Below are 15,163 nucleotides of genomic sequence, written 5' to 3'. Positions count from 1 at the left end.
GCCCCACCGCGATGTTGACGGTATGTCGGACGTCAGAGGTGCTCGTCGCGGTCCGCGGCCGCTTCGTCCTCGGCCTGCTTCGCCTGGACCTCGGGGTCGAGCACGGACTGACCGGTGCCGTCCACCGAGGAGAGACGGCCCGTCTCGGGCACCTCGGTCGCGGCCGGGGGCTCGACCAGCCAGTCGGGATTGGCCTGCTTGTCCCACCACTTCCAGGCGGCGAAAGCGCCGCCCGCCAGGATGCCCAGCACCGCCAGCCCCTTCGCGAGCCGGCCGGCCCTCGCCCGCCGCTCGTGCTTGCGGACCAGCTTCTGGATCTCCTTGGGCGAGACCTGGCCGCGCAGCGCGGCGAGCGCAGCCGCTCCGCGCGCGGCGGCCTCGTCCCTGACCGGACCGGCGGCGGCGACCGCCTGCTCGATCCGCGGCCGGGAGTACTCGGCTGCCTGCTGGGCCGCCTTGCGGGTGCGGACGGCGGCCTCCTGGGCGGCCTGGTCCACCTTCGGCGGCACATGGGTGCGGGCCTGTTCCAGGCGGGGTGCGAGATGGGCGTCGTACTGCACACGGGCCTGGTCGGCGGCCAGGGACACCTTGGGCGCGAGTCGTACGCGTGCCTCGTGGGCGTAGTACGCGGCCTTGTCCTTGGCCGTGTCGGCGTAGGGCGCCACCACTTCCGCGGCGTGCAGCACGCTGTCCTTCGCCGAGCCGGTCGCGGAGCGCACGCTGTCGATGCGGGTCACGGGTTCCTCCTCCTCGGTGGCGTACGTTTCTTCGTCTGTCCACCCAAATAGGGATCATGCCTGCCAGAGGGCCACTGGGCATGTGAGGGCGGGCATCCGGGTCACGATCACGGGAAATAGCGGATGAATACGGGGGAACTGGGGGAACGGGGGCTTGTCGTCGACAATGCCACGGATCCCCGCCGCCTGCCCCTGTCCCGGAGTCACTCGGCCGGTTTTCTGCAAGCGGATCGGGTGGAAAGGTCCCCGCGCGCGGCCATCGGGCGACTCGTCGCGGCCGGCGTGCGAGGATCTGGGGGTCACAGAAAGACAACGGAAGGCAGATCGTGGCCGAGCAGCTTTACGCCACCCTGAAGACCAACCTTGGCGACATCGAAATCCGGCTGCTGCCGAACCACGCGCCCAAGACGGTCCGGAACTTCGTCGAGCTCGCCACGGGTGAGCGTGAGTGGACCAACCCGGAGACGGGCGAGAAGTCCAAGGACAAGCTCTACGACGGCACGGTCTTCCACCGGGTGATCAGCGGCTTCATGATCCAGGGCGGGGACCCGCTGGGCAACGGCACCGGCGGCCCGGGCTACCAGTTCGAGGACGAGTTCCACCCGGACCTCCGCTTCGACAAGCCCTATCTGCTCGCCATGGCCAACGCCGGTCCGGGCACCAACGGCTCGCAGTTCTTCGTCACCGTCTCCCCGACGGCCTGGCTGACCCGCAAGCACACCATCTTCGGCGAGGTCACCGACGCGGCGAGCCAGAAGGTCGTCGACACCATCGCGGCCACGAAGACCAACCCGCGCACCGACCGCCCGCTCGAGGACGTCGTCATCGAGTCGGTCGTCGTCGAGAACCGCTAGGGCCGACATCGGCTCTTACCGGCGGGAACCAAACGCCCCGTTCATCCGTAAGGATGGGCGGGGCGGTGCATTGCGTACGAAGGATTGAGGGGACCCCATGGACCAGGCGCCAGGCAGCCCGCAGGGCCCGGAGGAACAGCGGCCCCCGGACGCCCAGAGCCTGCCGGGCTGCTATCGCCACCCGGACCGCGAGACCGGCATCCGCTGCACCCGCTGCGAGCGCCCGATCTGCCCCGAGTGCATGGTCAGCGCCTCGGTCGGCTTCCAGTGCCCGGAGTGCGTGCGCGACGGCTCCGGCACGGGGCACGCCCCGACGGCCGCGCAGCCCCGCACGATCGCCGGCGGCACGGTGGCGGCGGATCCGCGGCTCGCCACCAAGATCCTGATCGGTCTCTGCGTCGCCTTCTATCTGCTCCAGCAGGTGCTGGGCGACAGCTTCACCGAGCGCCTCGAACTCCTCGGCCAGGCGTACGTCCCGCAGTTCGGCTCCGTCGAGGGCATCGCCGAGGGCCAGCCGTACCGGCTGCTGACCGCGATGTTCCTGCACGGCAGCGTGATCCACATCCTCTTCAACATGATGAGCCTGTGGTGGATCGGCGGTCCCCTGGAGGCGGCCCTCGGCCGCGCTCGCTATCTCGCGCTCTACTTCGTCTCGGGTCTCGCGGGCAGCGCGCTCACCTATCTGATCGCCGCCCCGAACCAGCCCTCGCTCGGTGCCTCCGGCGCCATCTTCGGGCTCTTCGGTGCGACCGCGGTGCTGATGCGCAGGCTCCGGTACGACATGCGGCCGGTGATCGCCCTGCTGGTGATCAACCTCATCTTCACCTTCGGCTGGGCCAACATCGCCTGGCAGGCCCACATCGGCGGCCTCGTCGCCGGTGTGATCACCGGCTACGCCATGGTCCACGCCCCGCGCGAGCGGCGGGCCCTGATCCAGTACGGCACCTGTGCCGTCGTACTCGTGATCGTCGTGGTGTTGACGCTGATCAGGACGGCTCAGCTCAGCTGATACCAAACCGTTGTCCACAGTGCGTGGCGGATCTTGTGCATACCGTGGAGAACAGCTGTGCCCCCTGTCACCGACCCGTGTTTCTGCAGGTCAGGCAGGGGGCGAACAGGCTTGCGGTTGCCGGTGTGTCAGTCACACCGGCGTCAACACTCAGTGGGTTATCCACAGATCGTCGTTCTTTTTCCCCAGGCCCGCTGTGGATACTTCTCTGGCCTGTGGATAACTCAGTGGAAAGCCGTGGGCAGAGCTGCGTTCACCGGGTGGCGGCCGCGGCTTCCGCCGCTACTTCCACTGGGTCGAGACACCGAACCCGGCGGCGATGAAGCCGAAGCCCACCACGATGTTCCAGTTGTCCAGGCTGTCGATGGGCATGGAGCCGTCGGTGACGTAGAAGACGACGATCCAGGCCAGTCCGATGACGAACATGGCCAGCATGACCGGAGCGACCCAGGCACGGCTGTTCAACTTGATGGCGGTCGCCGTCTTCGCCGGCGGCGGCGTGTAGTCGGCCTTCTTGCGGATACGTGACTTCGGCACGAGGGTCTCTCCTGTCGATGCGCTGCGTGGCCGCGCAGGGAACTGGGGCGGGCTCCGGGGCAGCGTACAAGGGGACACTGAGTGCTCCCCCGGGCGTCCGTTAGCGTAGTGCTTCCGCGGCGCCGAAGGAGATAAGGGTACGTTGAGCAATTCTGCCGACTCCCCCGGGACGGGTACCAGTCCTGCCGGTATCCGCCGTTTCCGTCCCGTGCGGATTCTCACGGTGGCCGTCTTCGCCCTCGCGGGGCTCATTTTCTTCACCAGTTTCAACACCGCCAAGGGCACCAACATCCGCACGGACGCCTCCCTGCTCAAGCTGTCCGACCTCATCCAGAACCGCAGCGAGAAGAACGGCCGGCTCAACGACGCCAACGGAGTCCTGCGCGACGAGGTCGATTCGCTCCGCAAGGAGGACGACACCGGCACGGGCGCCGACAACGAGAAGCTGACGAAGCTGGAGCAGAGCGCGGGCGCGCAGCAGCTCAAGGGCAAGGCCGTCACCGTCACCCTCAACGACGCCCCGCCCAACGCCACCGCCAAGCTCCCCGGCTATCCCGAGCCGCAGCCCGACTACCTGGTCATCCACCAGCAGGACCTGCAGGCCGTGGTGAACGCCCTGTGGCAGGGCGGCGCCCAGGGCATCAAGGTCATGGACCAGCGGCTGATCGCGACCAGTGCCGTGCGCTGTGTGGGCAACACCCTGATCCTCCAGGGCCGGGTCTACTCACCGCCGTACAAGATCACGGCCGTGGGTGACCCGGAGAAGCTGCAGCAGGCGCTGGCGGCGTCCAAGGCGATCCAGAACTACATGGTGTACGTCAACGTCTACGGGCTCGGCTGGAAAGTGACCGACGACGGGACGGTGACTCTTCCCGGGTACTCGGGCACAGTGGATCTGCACTACGCGAAGCCAGTGGAGTAGGCGTCCGTACGGGAGCTGCCGGTGCGCGTGATCGTCAGGAGCGTCAGCGAACTCTGCATCACCGTGGGCACCCTGATCGTCCTCTTCGTGGTCTACGTCCTCTTCTGGACCGGTGTGAAGGCCGACCACACGATGAGCGACCAGATCCACCAGCTGCAGAACCAGTGGTCGCGGCAGACCGCCCGCCCGAAGGCGGCCCCCACACCCACCGCCCCGGCGAAACCGGCCGCGTACAAGGACGGCAAGCCCTTCGCGATCATGTACATCCCGCGGCTTGGTTTCACGTGGAACAAGCCGGTCCTCGAGGACACGTCCGTGGACACCCTGAAGAAGGGGCTGGGGCACTACGCGGGGACCGCCCGACTCGGGCAGGTCGGGAACTTCGCGGTGGCCGGCCACCGGCGGACCTACGGCAACCCCTTCGTGGACTTTCCCGAGCTCCGCAGGGGTGACGCGGTGGTGCTGACGGACGGGACGACCTGGTTCACGTATCGGATCGACAAAGGGCCTTACAAAACCGTTCCCACTGACATTGAGGTGATCGATCCTGTGCCACGTAAGTCCGGGTACACGGCCTCGGGCCGCTATCTCACGCTGACCACGTGCGATCCGGAGTGGGGGCACAGCCACCGGCTGATCGTCTGGGCACACCTGGACTCCACACAGCCTGTGGAGGCCGGGAAACCAGCCGCGCTGCGCCGTTAGTCTGGTGGCGTACGGCGTGAGTCTGGTGCCGTGGTGCGACGGAAGGGACGGCATGTACGGCTGGATCTGGCGGCATCTGCCGGGCAACGCGTGGGTCAAGGCGCTGATTTCGCTCGTCCTGGCCCTGGCCGTGGTCTACATCCTCTTCCAGTACGTCTTCCCGTGGGCCGAACCGCTGCTGCCCTTCAACGATGTGACGGTGGACAACCAGTGAGTGCACGGATTCTCGTCGTCGACAACTACGACAGCTTCGTCTTCAACCTGGTCCAGTACCTGTACCAGCTGGGCGCCGAGTGCGAGGTGCTGCGCAACGACGAGGTGTCGACGGCGCACGCCCAGGACGGCTTCGACGGCGTCCTTCTCTCGCCGGGCCCTGGCACCCCCGAGGAGGCCGGCGTCTGCATCGAGATGGTGCGGCACTGCGCCTCGACCGGGGTGCCCGTCTTCGGCGTCTGCCTCGGCATGCAGTCGATGCAGGTGGCCTATGGCGGCGTCGTGGACCGCGCCCCCGAACTGCTGCACGGCAAGACCTCGCTCGTCGAGCACGAGGGCAGGGGCGTCTTCGCCGGACTGCCCTCGCCCTTCACCGCGACCCGCTACCACTCCCTGGCGGCCGAGCCGGGCACGGTCCCGGCCGAGCTGGAAGTCACCGCCCGGACGCACGACGGCATCATCATGGGCCTGCGCCACCGCGAACTGCCCGTCGAGGGCGTCCAGTTCCACCCGGAGTCGGTGCTCACCGAGCACGGCCACCGGATGCTGGCCAACTGGCTGGTGGAGTGCGGCGACCAGGGTGCCGTGGCGAGGTCGGCGGGGCTCGCCCCGGTGGTGGGTAGGGCCACGGCGTGACCGCGCTGCGCCCCGAGCGCGAGTCCGAGGCCTCGTACGGGGAGCAGCCGTACGGGGAGCCGGGCGGGTTCGAGGAGTGGTACGACGCGTCGGCCCAGGGCGCGTCCGGGGTGCCGTACGGTCCGATCGACGAAGAGACCATGGCGCTGCGGATACCGGAGCCGCCGCCGGTACGGAGAGGCCACGGCCGGTCCATACCGGCTTCTGACGCCTCATCCGCCTCTTCCGCCACAGGAACCCCCACGGGTGGCCGTGCGGCCCGCAGAAAGGCCGCCAAGGGCCGTCACGGGCGTCATGGGGCCGTCGGGTCGGCGGAGGAGACCGCCGAGGGGCTCGAATCCGGTGCCGTCGGCGGATCCAGTGCGCCCGTCTCCAGGGTCGAGGCGCGGCGGCGGCAGCGGGCGAACAAGCCGGGTCCCGCGGTCGTCGCGAGCCGCGCGATCGGTGAGGTGTTCATCACCACCGGCGTGCTGATGCTGCTGTTCGTCACCTACCAGCTGTGGTGGACGAACGTACGGGCGCACGCGCAGGCCGGCAGCGAGGCGAGCCAGCTCCAGAACGACTGGGCGAGCGGCAAGCGCGCGCCCGGGGAGTTCGAGCCGGGGCAGGGCTTCGCCATCCTGCACATCCCCAAGCTGGACGTGGTCGCGCCGATCGCCCAGGGCGTCAGCAACAAGAACGTGCTCGACAAGGGCATGGTCGGGCACTACAGCGAGGGCTCCCTCAAGACTGCGATGCCGGACGCCAAGACCGGCAACTTCGCGCTCGCCGCGCACCGGAACACCCATGGCGAACCGTTCCGGTACATCAACCAGCTCAAGCCCGGCGACGAGGTCGTCGTAGAGACCCAGACCACGTACTACGTCTACAAGATGACGAAGACGCTGCCCGTGACGTCGCCGAGCAACACCAGCGTCATCGACCCCATCCCGAAGGGCTCGGGTTTCACCACGCCCGGCCGGTACATCACGCTGACGACCTGTACGCCGGAGTTCACCAGCAAGTACCGGTTGATCGTCTGGGGCAAGATGGTCGAGGAACGGCCGCGCAGCAAGGGCAAGCCGGATGCGCTCATCGAGTAGGGGCAGATGAACGTGGCAGCGACCACCGACGACACCGCAGAGCAGACCGACACGCCCGCGTCGCCGCCGGAGCGCCCCCGCGGCACCGGCCCGATCGCGACCGCGGTCAGCCTCTTCGGTGAACTCCTCATCACGGCGGGCCTGATCCTCGGCCTGTTCGTCGTCTACTCCCTGTGGTGGACGAACGTCGTCGCCGACCGCACGGCCGACAAGCAGGCCGACAAGGTCCGCAACAACTGGTCCAAGGACAAGGACACCGGTCCGGGCGCGCTCGACACCAAGGACGGCATCGGCTTCCTGCACGTGCCCGCCATGAAGAACGGCGAGGTCCTGGTCGAGAAGGGCACCGGCACGGACGTCCTGAACGACGGCGTCGCCGGCTACTACACCGACCCCGTCAAGGCCGTCCTGCCCACCACCGGCAAGACCGGCAACTTCACGCTCGCCGCCCACCGCGACGGCCACGGCGCCAAGTTCCACAACATCGACAAGCTCAGGAAGGGCGACCCGATCGTCTTCGAGACGAAGGACAAGTGGTACGTCTACAAGGTCTACGACATCCTTCCCGAGACCTCGAAGTACAACGTGAAGACCCTCGCCCAGATCCCCGTGGAGTCCGGCAAGAAGAAGGCCGGCCACTACATCACGCTGACGACCTGCACGCCGGTGTACACCTCCCGGTACCGCTACGTGGTGTGGGGCGAGCTGGTCCGCGTCGACAAGGTGGACAGCGCTCGGACCCCGCCGAAGGAACTGCGCTAGGACCCGGCAACGCGAGAGCCCCGGCACCCTCCTCAGGGTGCCGGGGCTCTCGCGTGTGCTTCGAGGTACCGCGCTATCCGTTCACCCCGCCGAAGATGCCCCCGTTGTTGTTCCCCCCGTTGTTGTTGCCGTTTCCGACACTCAGGGTGGTGAGGGTGATCGTCGTGTTGCTCGGGTCGACCGTGTTGCCCGCGCCCGGGTCGATCTGGGTCACGATCGCGTTGTCTCCCTGGTCGCTGCCGTCGGCGAACTGGATGTTGGTGAAGCCCTGCTGCTGAAGCTGCTGCTTGGCGTTCTTCACCGTCTGGCCGACCACGTTCGGCACCTGGACCTGCGACGACTTGCCGATCTGGATGTTGACCGTGGAGTTCTTGTCGACCTGGGTGCCGATCTGGGGATCGGTCGAGACGACCTTGCCGACCAGGTTCGGGTCGCTGGTGTCGACCTCGGTGCAGTTGCCGACGAGGTTGTTCTGCGTCATCTGCGCCTTGGCGTCGTCACAGCTCTTGCCGCTGACGTCCGGGACCGTGGACTTCGCCTGGGCCTTGGCGACGGTGAGGGTGATGGTGGTGCCCTTCTCCACCTCCGCGCCGAGCTTCGGGTTCTGCTCCAGGACGGTGCCCGGGTCCTCGGCGGACACCTGCTGCTTCGTCTCCACCTTGAACTGGTACTTGTCGCCCTCGAGGGTCGTGGTGGCGTCGTCGACGTTCTGGCCGAGGACGCTCGGTACGACCACCTTCGGGGCGCCGGTCGAGACGACCAGGTTGACGGTGTCGCCCTTGTTGACGTCGACGCCGGCCTTCGGGTCCTGCGAGCAGACGCTGCCCTTGGGCGCGTTCTCGCAGGCCTTGCGGGTGGGCTCGGCCAGCTTCAGGCCCGAGTTGACGGCCATGGTCTTTGCCGCGTCGTAGGTCTGGCCGACGAAGTTCGGGGCCGCGAACGGCTTGTCCGTGTTCCCGCTGAACGCCCACTTCCCGATCAGGATCGCGCCCACCAGCACCAGGACGGCCGCCACGACCAGCAGGATCGTCGAGGTGTTCGTCTTCTTCTTCTGCTGGCGGCGCCGGTCGGGGCGGTCGTCGTAGCCGAAGCCGCCGTCGTCCGGGTTCATCGGGGGCAGCATCGTGGTGGCGCCGGCGTCGGCGCGCAGGGCCGTGGTGGCCTGGTCGTCGCCGTAGCCGCCGTAGCCGACCGAACCCATCGCCGCCGTCGCCGCGACCGGCTGGCCGTCGAGGCAGGCCTCGATGTCCATGCGCATCTCGTCGGCGGACTGGTAGCGGTAGTTGGGGTCCTTGACCAGGGCCCGCAGTACGATCGCGTCCATCTCGGGCGTGATCTCGGGGTCGAAGACGGACGGCGGCTGCGGCTCCTCGCGCACGTGCTGGTACGCGACCGCGACCGGGGAGTCGCCCACGAACGGCGGCCGTACGGTCAGCAGTTCGTAGAGGAGACAGCCCGTCGAGTAGAGGTCCGAGCGGGCGTCGACCTGCTCGCCCTTGGCCTGCTCCGGGGAGAGGTACTGGGCGGTGCCGATGACCGCGGACGTCTGCGTCATCGTCATGCCGGAGTCGCCCATCGCGCGGGCGATGCCGAAGTCCATCACCTTGACCTGGCCGGTGCGCGTCAGCATGACGTTGGCCGGCTTGATGTCGCGGTGCACGATGCCGTTGCGGTGCGAGTACTCCAGGGCCTGGAGGATGCCGATGGTCATCTCCATGGAGCGCTCCGGCAGCAGCTTGCGGCCACTGTGGAGGAGCTCACGGAGAGTGGAACCGTCGACGTACTCCATGACGATGTACGGGATCGAGACCCCGTCGACGTAGTCCTCGCCCGTGTCGTAGACCGCGACGATCGCGGGATGGTTGAGCGAGGCGGCCGACTGGGCCTCCCGGCGGAACCGGGCCTGGAAGGAAGGGTCGCGCGCAAGGTCGACGCGCAGCGTCTTCACCGCCACCGTGCGGCCGAGGCGTGTGTCATGGGCGAGGTAGACCTCCGCCATGCCACCACGGCCGAGCACCTGGCCCAGCTCGTACCGGCCGCCGAGGCGACGCGGCTCTTCCATAGTTCCCTACCAGCCCTCTCCGTCGGTCCCGACCCGCACGGGTGTGCGGTCGGAGGCTAGCCGTCCGGGCCTACCGTACCCGGCTGGCTTTGTGTGACCTGGCCAAGCCCGTCACCCGATACAGGACCGGTATCGCAACGTGCACCGATGTGAAGGGGACGTGAGCGGGGTCACTTCTTGCTGTTGATGACCGCCTCCATCACGCTCTTGGCGATGGGGGCCGCGAGACCACCGCCGGAGATGTCGTCACGGTTGGCGCTGGAGTCCTCGATGACCACGGCCACGGCCACCGGCGAGCTGCCGTCGGCGAGCTTGGCGTAGGACAGGAACCAGGCGTACGGGTTCTCGCTGTTGGCGACACCGTGCTGGGCGGTACCCGTCTTGCCGCCGACCGTGACGCCGTCGATCTGCGCCTTCTTGCCGGTGCCGTCCTTGACGACCGTCTCCATCATCGACTGCAGGATCTGCGCGTTCTTCGACGAGAGCGGCTGGCTCAGCTCCTGCGGCTCGGTCTGCGCGATGGTGTCGACGTTCGACGACTGGAGCTTGTCGACCATGTACGGCTTCATCAGCTTGCCGTCGTTGGCGACCGCGGAGGCGACCATGGCCATCTGCAGCGGGGTCGCCGCGGTGTTGAACTGGCCGATCGAGGACAGCGCGGTCTGCGAGGAGTTCATGTTGTCGGAGAAGACCGAGGCGCTGGAGCGGACCGGCGTGAACTGCTCGGAGTCGAAGCCGAACTTCTTCGCCTCGGCCAGCATCTTGGCGTTGCCGAGGTCCGAGCCGATCTTGCCGAAGACGGTGTTGCAGGAGTACTGCAGCGCGACGCGCATGGTCGCGTTCTTGCAGGGGATGTTGCCCTCGTTCTTCAGCTCGGTCGTGGTGCCCTTCATGATGTAGGGCAGCGGCGAGTCGGTCGCCGTGTCGGCGGACGAGTACAGATTGTTCTCCAGCGCGGCGGCCGCGGTGACCACCTTGAAGGTGGAGCCCGGCGGGTAGGTCTCGCGCAGCGCCCGGTTGAGCATCGGGTCGTTCGGGTCGTACTTCTTCTGCAGCTTCTGCCAGGCCTTGGCGTCCGTGGTCGTGGAGTTCCCGGCGAACGTCGACGGGTCGTACGACGGGTAGGACGCCAGCGCCAGGATCTTGCCGGTGGACGGGTCGAGGGCGACGACCGCGCCCTTGCCGCCCTGCTTCGTCAGACCGTTCCACGCGGCCTTCTGCGCGGCCTCGTTGAGGGTGGTGACGACGTCGCCGCCCGACTTGTCCTTGCCCGTGATCATGTCGAGGGTGTTGCGGAAGAACAGCCGGTCGTCGGTGCCGGAGAGGATGCCGTCCTCGATGGACTCCAGCTGGTTGGCGCCGAAGGCCTGCGAGGCGTATCCCGTGACCGGCGCCCACATCGCGCCGTTCTTGTAGGTGCGCTTGTACTTGAGGTCGTTCAGCCCGGAGGTGCTGGTCTCGGTGGAGCCGGTGATCGGGTTGCCGTCCACGATGATGTCGCCGCGCGGGGTCGAGTAGCGGGCGATGGTGACCCGGCGGTTCTTCGGGTCGTCCTTGAGGCCGTCGGCCTTGACGTACTGGAGCCAGTTGTCGCGCAACAGCAGAGTGAGGACCAGCAGACCGCAGAAGAGCGCGATCCGGCGCAGGGGCTTGTTCATGACGGGCGGACCACCTGGGTCATCTCGGCGTCGGGACTGGGGGCGGGCGCGGGGGCCGGCCGGCGGGCGGTGTCGCTGATGCGGATCAGGATGCCGATCAGGGCCCAGTTGGCCAGCACCGAGGAACCGCCGTAGGCCATGAAGGGCATGGTCATACCGGTCAGCGGGATGAGGCCCATGACACCGCCGGCCACCACGAAGACCTGGAGGGCGAAGGCGCCGGACAGGCCGACGGCGAGCAGCTTGCCGAACGGGTCGCGGGCGGCGAGCGCGGTGCGCACACCGCGTTCCACGATCAGGCCGTAGATCAGCAGGATCGCCATGATGCCGGCCAGGCCGAGTTCCTCGCCGAAGGTGGCGAGGATGAAGTCGGAGTTGGCGGCGAACCGGATGAGGTCGGAGTGGCCCTGGCCGAGACCGGTGCCAAGGGTGCCACCGGAGCCGAAGGCCCACAGGGCCTGCATCGACTGTTCGGAGTGGCCGCCCACGCCCTGCTGGCTGAGCTTGTACTCCTTCATCGGGTCGAGCCAGGCCTGGACACGCTGCTGGACGTGCGGTTCGAAGGTGGCCACACCGACCGCGCCGGCCGCCGACATCAGCAGACCGAAGACGATCCAGCTGGTTCGCTCGGTGGCGACGTACAGCATGATGATGAACATTCCGAAGAACAGCAGCGAGGTGCCGAGGTCGGTCTCGAAGACCAGGATCAGGATCGAGATGAACCAGACGACCAGGATCGGGCCGAGGTCGCGGCCTCGCGGCAGGTACAGGCCCATGAAGCGGCGGCTGGCCAGCGCGAGCGCGTCGCGCTTCACCATCAGGTAGCCGGCGAAGAAGATCGCGAGGACGATCTTCGCGAACTCGCCGGGCTGGAGGGAACCGAGGCCGGGGATCTTGATCCAGATCTTGGCGCCGTAGATGTTGGCGCCGAGGCCGGGCACCAGCGGGAGCAGGAGCAGCACCAGGGCGGCGAACATCGAGATGTAGGTGTAGCGCTGAAGGACGCGGTGGTCCTTGAGGAAGATCAGCACGACCACGAAGAACGCGATGCCCAGCGCGGTGTACAGCAGCTGCCGGGGCGCGGCGTTGCCCGCCTGGCCGATGGACTGGAGCAGCTTCGACTGGTCGAGCCGCCAGATGACGACGAGCCCGAGGCCGTTGAGCAGAGTGGCCAGCGGCAGCAGCAGCGGGTCCGCGTACGGCGCGAACTTGCGCACGCCCAGGTGTGCGACGCCGGCCAGGAGGCCCAGGCCCAGGCCGTAACTCAGCAGCCCGGTCGGCACCTTGCCATCGATGGCCAGGCCCACGTTGGCGTACGCGAAGACCGGGATGACGACCGCGAACAGCAGCAGCGCCAACTCGGTGTTGCGTCTGCTCGGTGCGCCGATGGCGCCGATCGTGGACGTGTGGTGCGTCGGCGAATTGGTAGAACTGCTCATCGTGTGACGGGGCCTCTCACGGCTTGCCTATTGCTTGCTGCACTGCGAGACGACCTGCTGCTCTTCCTCCGAAAGACTGGGACCGGGGCTGGGAGTTGCAGACTTGGTCGGGGACGGGGACGTCGAGGCCGAAGGTGACGGCGTGGCCTTGGACGTGAGGGAGGTGCTGGTGGTTCCCGTGGTGCCGCCGGCCTGGCCCTGGCCCGTCGTGGAGGTGCTCGAACCGGCGGCGGCCTCGCGCTCGGACTGCTTCTTGCACGCGGAGGCCTGCACCGCCAGGTCGTCGATCTTCTTCTGGGCGTCCTGGAGACCGCCCTCGGCGATCGTCGCCTTGACCTGCTTCTGCTGGTAGGGCGGCAGGTACTTGAGTTCGATGTCGGGGTGGTCCTTCTCCACCTTCGACAGCGAGACCCAGGCGAGGTCCTGGCTGATGCCCCGGTACAGCGCGACGTGCTCGCCGTTGGCGCCGACGAAGTACTGCGTCTGCGTCCAGCGCCAGCCGCCGTAGAGACCGCCGCCGATGACGGCCAGCGTCAGCACGGTGTAGAAGGATCTCTTCAGCCACTTGCGGCCCTTGGAGGGCTTCACGAAGTCGTCGTCGGTGTAGTCCCCGAAGCTGCCCGAGGGGACGTAGCCGGTGGTGTCGCCGGAGCCGGGCGGGCCGAACTCGCCGCCCCCGCCGCCCTGTCCGGGCACCTGGCGGCCGAGCCCGGAGGCGCGTCCCGCCGGGGTCTGCATGATGCCGTTGTCGTGCAGGTGGAGCTGGTTCTCGGCGACCGCGCCGACGATGACCGGGGTGTCCGACAGCTGGGCGGCGAGGGTGTCGCCGGTGTCGAGGTCCAGGACGTCGGCGATGATCACCGTGATGTTGTCGGGGCCGCCGCCGCGCAGCGCGAGCTGGATCAGCTCCTGCACGGTCTCCTGGGGGCCCTGGTAGCTGGCGAGGGTGTCCTCCATCGTCTGGTGGGAGACGACTCCGGACAGCCCGTCGGAGCAGATCAAGTACCGGTCGCCGGCGCGGACCTCACGGATCGACAGGTCCGGCTCGACGTGGTCGCCGCTGCCGAGCGCGCGCATCAGGAGCGCGCGCTGCGGGTGGGTGGTGGCCTCTTCCTCGGTGATCCGGCCCTCGTCGACGAGCCGCTGCACCCAGGTGTGGTCCTGCGTGATCTGGGTCAGCACGCCGTCGCGCAGCAGATAGGCGCGGGAGTCCCCGACATGGACGAGGCCGAGCCGCTGCCCGGTCCACAGCAGGGCGGTCAGGGTGGTCCCCATGCCCTCCAGCTGGGGGTCCTCCTCAACCATCATGCGCAGCTGGTCGTTGGCCCGCTGCACGGCGGTGCCGAGCGAGGTGAGGATGTCGGAGCCGGGCACGTCGTCGTCGAGCGAGACGATGGTGGAGATCACCTCGGAGGAGGCGACCTCACCGGCGGCCTGGCCGCCCATGCCGTCGGCGATCGCGAGGAGGCGTGGACCGGCGTAGCCCGAGTCCTCGTTGCCCTCGCGGATCATGCCTTTGTGCGATCCGGCGGCGAAGCGCAGTGACAGACTCATGCGCACCTCGCCCGTCGGCTCCGGGTACATCCGCACGGTGCCCACCCTCCGGTCGGGAGCGCGCCGGGGTCCGCCAGGCGGTCCGCCGGTGCGTGCTCGCTCCGCTCGCGCTCATTCATGACGTGGCACTACTTCCGCAGCTCGATGACGGTCTTGCCGATGCGGATCGGCGCGCCCAGCGGAATCGGTGTGGGGGTCGTCAGCCGGGACCGGTCCAGGTACGTGCCGTTGGTCGATCCGAGGTCCTCGACGATCCACTGGCCGTCGCGGTCCGGGTAGATCCTGGCATGCCGGCTGGATGCGTAGTCGTCGTCCAGCACGATCGTCGAATCGTGCGCCCGGCCCAGGGTGATGGTCTGGCCCTGGAGCGCGACGGTCGTACCCGTGAGGATTCCCTCGCTGACGACGAGTTTGGTGGGGGCGTTACGGCCCCGCCGGCCGCCCCCGCCCGACTGCTGCTGGCGCTGCTGCGGAGGCGCCGCCTGCCGGGCGGCCTGCTGCTGAGGTCGTCCGGCTTCCCGTCGCGAGCCGCGCTGTGTGACACGCGTTCCGAACAGGTCGCTGCGGATGACCTGCACGGCCACGATCACGAACAGCCACAGTACGGCCAGGAAACCCAGCCGCATGACCGTGAGGGTCAGCTCTGACATTGCCCCCGCTTCACCCTTCGGCTTGCCGGTAAATGATGGTGGTGCTGCCCACGACGATCCGCGAGCCGTCGCGGAGCGTAGCGCGGGTGGTGTGCTGCCCGTCCACCACGATGCCGTTGGTGGACCCGAGATCCTGGATCGTCGAGGGCGTTCCGGTCCGGATCTCACAGTGCCGGCGGGATACGCCGGGGTCGTCGATCCGCACGTCGGCTTCGGTGCTGCGGCCCATCACCAACGTCGCGCGGGAGATCTGATGGCGGGCGCCGTTGATCTCCACCCAGTACCGCATCCGCACGCCGGGCGCCGGGGCGGCGGGCGCGGGCTGGAGGTACGGCGCCGAGCC

Annotated in this window: 16 protein-coding genes; 8 read left to right on the top strand and 8 right to left on the bottom strand. The window is 68.2% G+C overall.

What is annotated here, in order from left to right; genetic code table 11:
• Positions 1–32 precede the first annotated feature (32 nt).
• The gene (locus SSP08S_RS41495) at positions 33–737 is read right to left on the bottom strand and encodes a DUF5324 family protein (protein ID WP_019073557.1); all 705 of its coding nucleotides are present in this window, start codon (positions 735–737) and stop codon (positions 33–35) included.
• A gap of 326 nt (positions 738–1,063) precedes the next feature.
• Between SSP08S_RS41495 and SSP08S_RS41490 the strand changes: the two genes are divergently transcribed.
• Together SSP08S_RS41490 and SSP08S_RS41485 are read left to right on the top strand one after the other, a co-directional pair.
• Positions 1,064–1,591, top strand: a complete 528-nt coding sequence (locus tag SSP08S_RS41490; RefSeq protein ID WP_019073556.1) for a peptidylprolyl isomerase — start codon at positions 1,064–1,066, stop codon at positions 1,589–1,591.
• A gap of 97 nt (positions 1,592–1,688) precedes the next feature.
• Entirely contained in the window at positions 1,689–2,600 is a 912-nt protein-coding gene (locus SSP08S_RS41485; protein ID WP_019073555.1) for a rhomboid family intramembrane serine protease, read from the top strand.
• Positions 2,601–2,882: 282 nt separating this feature from the next.
• On the opposite strand, the gene crgA is transcribed toward SSP08S_RS41485, so the two are convergent.
• Positions 2,883–3,137, bottom strand: coding sequence for a cell division protein CrgA (crgA, locus tag SSP08S_RS41480; protein ID WP_019073554.1), 255 nt, complete (start codon positions 3,135–3,137; stop codon positions 2,883–2,885).
• Between the two features lie 142 nt (positions 3,138–3,279).
• Between crgA and SSP08S_RS41475 the strand changes: the two genes are divergently transcribed.
• Genes SSP08S_RS41475 through SSP08S_RS41450 form a run of 6 tightly spaced genes read left to right on the top strand, consistent with a single transcriptional unit; the run spans position 3,280 to position 7,457 of the window.
• Positions 3,280–4,059 carry a DUF881 domain-containing protein gene (locus SSP08S_RS41475; RefSeq protein WP_169400775.1) on the top strand — a complete coding sequence of 260 codons (780 nt, stop codon included), beginning with the start codon at positions 3,280–3,282 and terminating at the stop codon, positions 4,057–4,059.
• 21 nt (positions 4,060–4,080) lie between these two features.
• Entirely contained in the window at positions 4,081–4,764 is a 684-nt protein-coding gene (locus SSP08S_RS41470) for a class E sortase (protein ID WP_019073552.1), read from the top strand.
• A gap of 16 nt (positions 4,765–4,780) precedes the next feature.
• Entirely contained in the window at positions 4,781–4,978 is a 198-nt protein-coding gene (locus tag SSP08S_RS60060; protein ID WP_174479444.1) for a hypothetical protein, read from the top strand.
• On the top strand, positions 4,975–5,613 hold the full coding sequence (locus SSP08S_RS41460; RefSeq protein WP_019073550.1) for an aminodeoxychorismate/anthranilate synthase component II: 639 nt from the start codon (positions 4,975–4,977) through the stop codon (positions 5,611–5,613). The genes SSP08S_RS60060 and SSP08S_RS41460 overlap by 4 nt, the downstream gene beginning before the upstream one ends.
• Positions 5,610–6,695 (top strand): class E sortase, encoded by a 1,086-nt coding sequence (locus SSP08S_RS41455; RefSeq protein WP_019073549.1) that lies wholly within the window; start codon positions 5,610–5,612, stop codon positions 6,693–6,695. The genes SSP08S_RS41460 and SSP08S_RS41455 overlap by 4 nt, the downstream gene beginning before the upstream one ends.
• Before the next feature lie 6 nt (positions 6,696–6,701).
• On the top strand, positions 6,702–7,457 hold the full coding sequence (locus SSP08S_RS41450) for a class E sortase (RefSeq protein WP_019073548.1): 756 nt from the start codon (positions 6,702–6,704) through the stop codon (positions 7,455–7,457).
• Between the two features lie 73 nt (positions 7,458–7,530).
• Here the strand turns inward: SSP08S_RS41450 and pknB are convergent, their stop codons facing one another.
• From pknB to SSP08S_RS41420, 6 genes are all read right to left on the bottom strand, one after another.
• Positions 7,531–9,519: a Stk1 family PASTA domain-containing Ser/Thr kinase gene (gene pknB / locus SSP08S_RS41445; RefSeq protein WP_019073547.1), complete on the bottom strand. Its 1,989-nt coding sequence runs from the start codon at positions 9,517–9,519 to the stop codon at positions 7,531–7,533.
• A 170-nt stretch (positions 9,520–9,689) separates the two neighbouring features.
• Positions 9,690–11,177: a peptidoglycan D,D-transpeptidase FtsI family protein gene (locus SSP08S_RS41440; protein ID WP_019073546.1), complete on the bottom strand. Its 1,488-nt coding sequence runs from the start codon at positions 11,175–11,177 to the stop codon at positions 9,690–9,692.
• The gene (locus SSP08S_RS41435) at positions 11,174–12,616 is read right to left on the bottom strand and encodes an FtsW/RodA/SpoVE family cell cycle protein (RefSeq protein WP_019073545.1); all 1,443 of its coding nucleotides are present in this window, start codon (positions 12,614–12,616) and stop codon (positions 11,174–11,176) included. The genes SSP08S_RS41440 and SSP08S_RS41435 overlap by 4 nt, the downstream gene beginning before the upstream one ends.
• 27 nt (positions 12,617–12,643) lie before the next feature.
• A complete protein-coding gene (locus SSP08S_RS41430) occupies positions 12,644–14,200 on the bottom strand; it encodes a Stp1/IreP family PP2C-type Ser/Thr phosphatase (RefSeq protein WP_019073544.1) in 1,557 nt (518 codons plus the stop codon).
• Between the two features lie 98 nt (positions 14,201–14,298).
• Entirely contained in the window at positions 14,299–14,820 is a 522-nt protein-coding gene (locus SSP08S_RS41425; protein ID WP_019073543.1) for an FHA domain-containing protein FhaB/FipA, read from the bottom strand.
• 10 nt (positions 14,821–14,830) lie between these two features.
• Positions 14,831–15,163 (bottom strand): FHA domain-containing protein (locus SSP08S_RS41420; RefSeq protein ID WP_019073542.1); only part of this gene is annotated, 333 nt, incomplete at its 5' end.

Origin of the sequence: Streptomyces hokutonensis (assembly GCF_000376565.1) — a bacterium.
Classification (GTDB): Bacteria; Actinomycetota; Actinomycetes; order Streptomycetales; family Streptomycetaceae; genus Streptomyces; species Streptomyces hokutonensis.
The sequence above is the reverse complement of the archived record's forward strand: the minus strand, read 5'-3'. Positions and strand labels throughout refer to the sequence as shown.

Coding starts and splice junctions, on each gene's coding strand:
- SSP08S_RS41485 (WP_019073555.1), top strand. CDS start 1,689: ATGGACCAGGCGCCAGGCAGCCCGCAGGGCCCGGAGGAACAGCGGCCC.
- SSP08S_RS41450 (WP_019073548.1), top strand. CDS start 6,702: ATGAACGTGGCAGCGACCACCGACGACACCGCAGAGCAGACCGACACG.
- pknB (WP_019073547.1), bottom strand. CDS start 9,519: ATGGAAGAGCCGCGTCGCCTCGGCGGCCGGTACGAGCTGGGCCAGGTG.
- SSP08S_RS41440 (WP_019073546.1), bottom strand. CDS start 11,177: ATGAACAAGCCCCTGCGCCGGATCGCGCTCTTCTGCGGTCTGCTGGTC.
- SSP08S_RS41435 (WP_019073545.1), bottom strand. CDS start 12,616: ATGAGCAGTTCTACCAATTCGCCGACGCACCACACGTCCACGATCGGC.
- SSP08S_RS41430 (WP_019073544.1), bottom strand. CDS start 14,200: ATGTACCCGGAGCCGACGGGCGAGGTGCGCATGAGTCTGTCACTGCGC.
- SSP08S_RS41425 (WP_019073543.1), bottom strand. CDS start 14,820: ATGTCAGAGCTGACCCTCACGGTCATGCGGCTGGGTTTCCTGGCCGTA.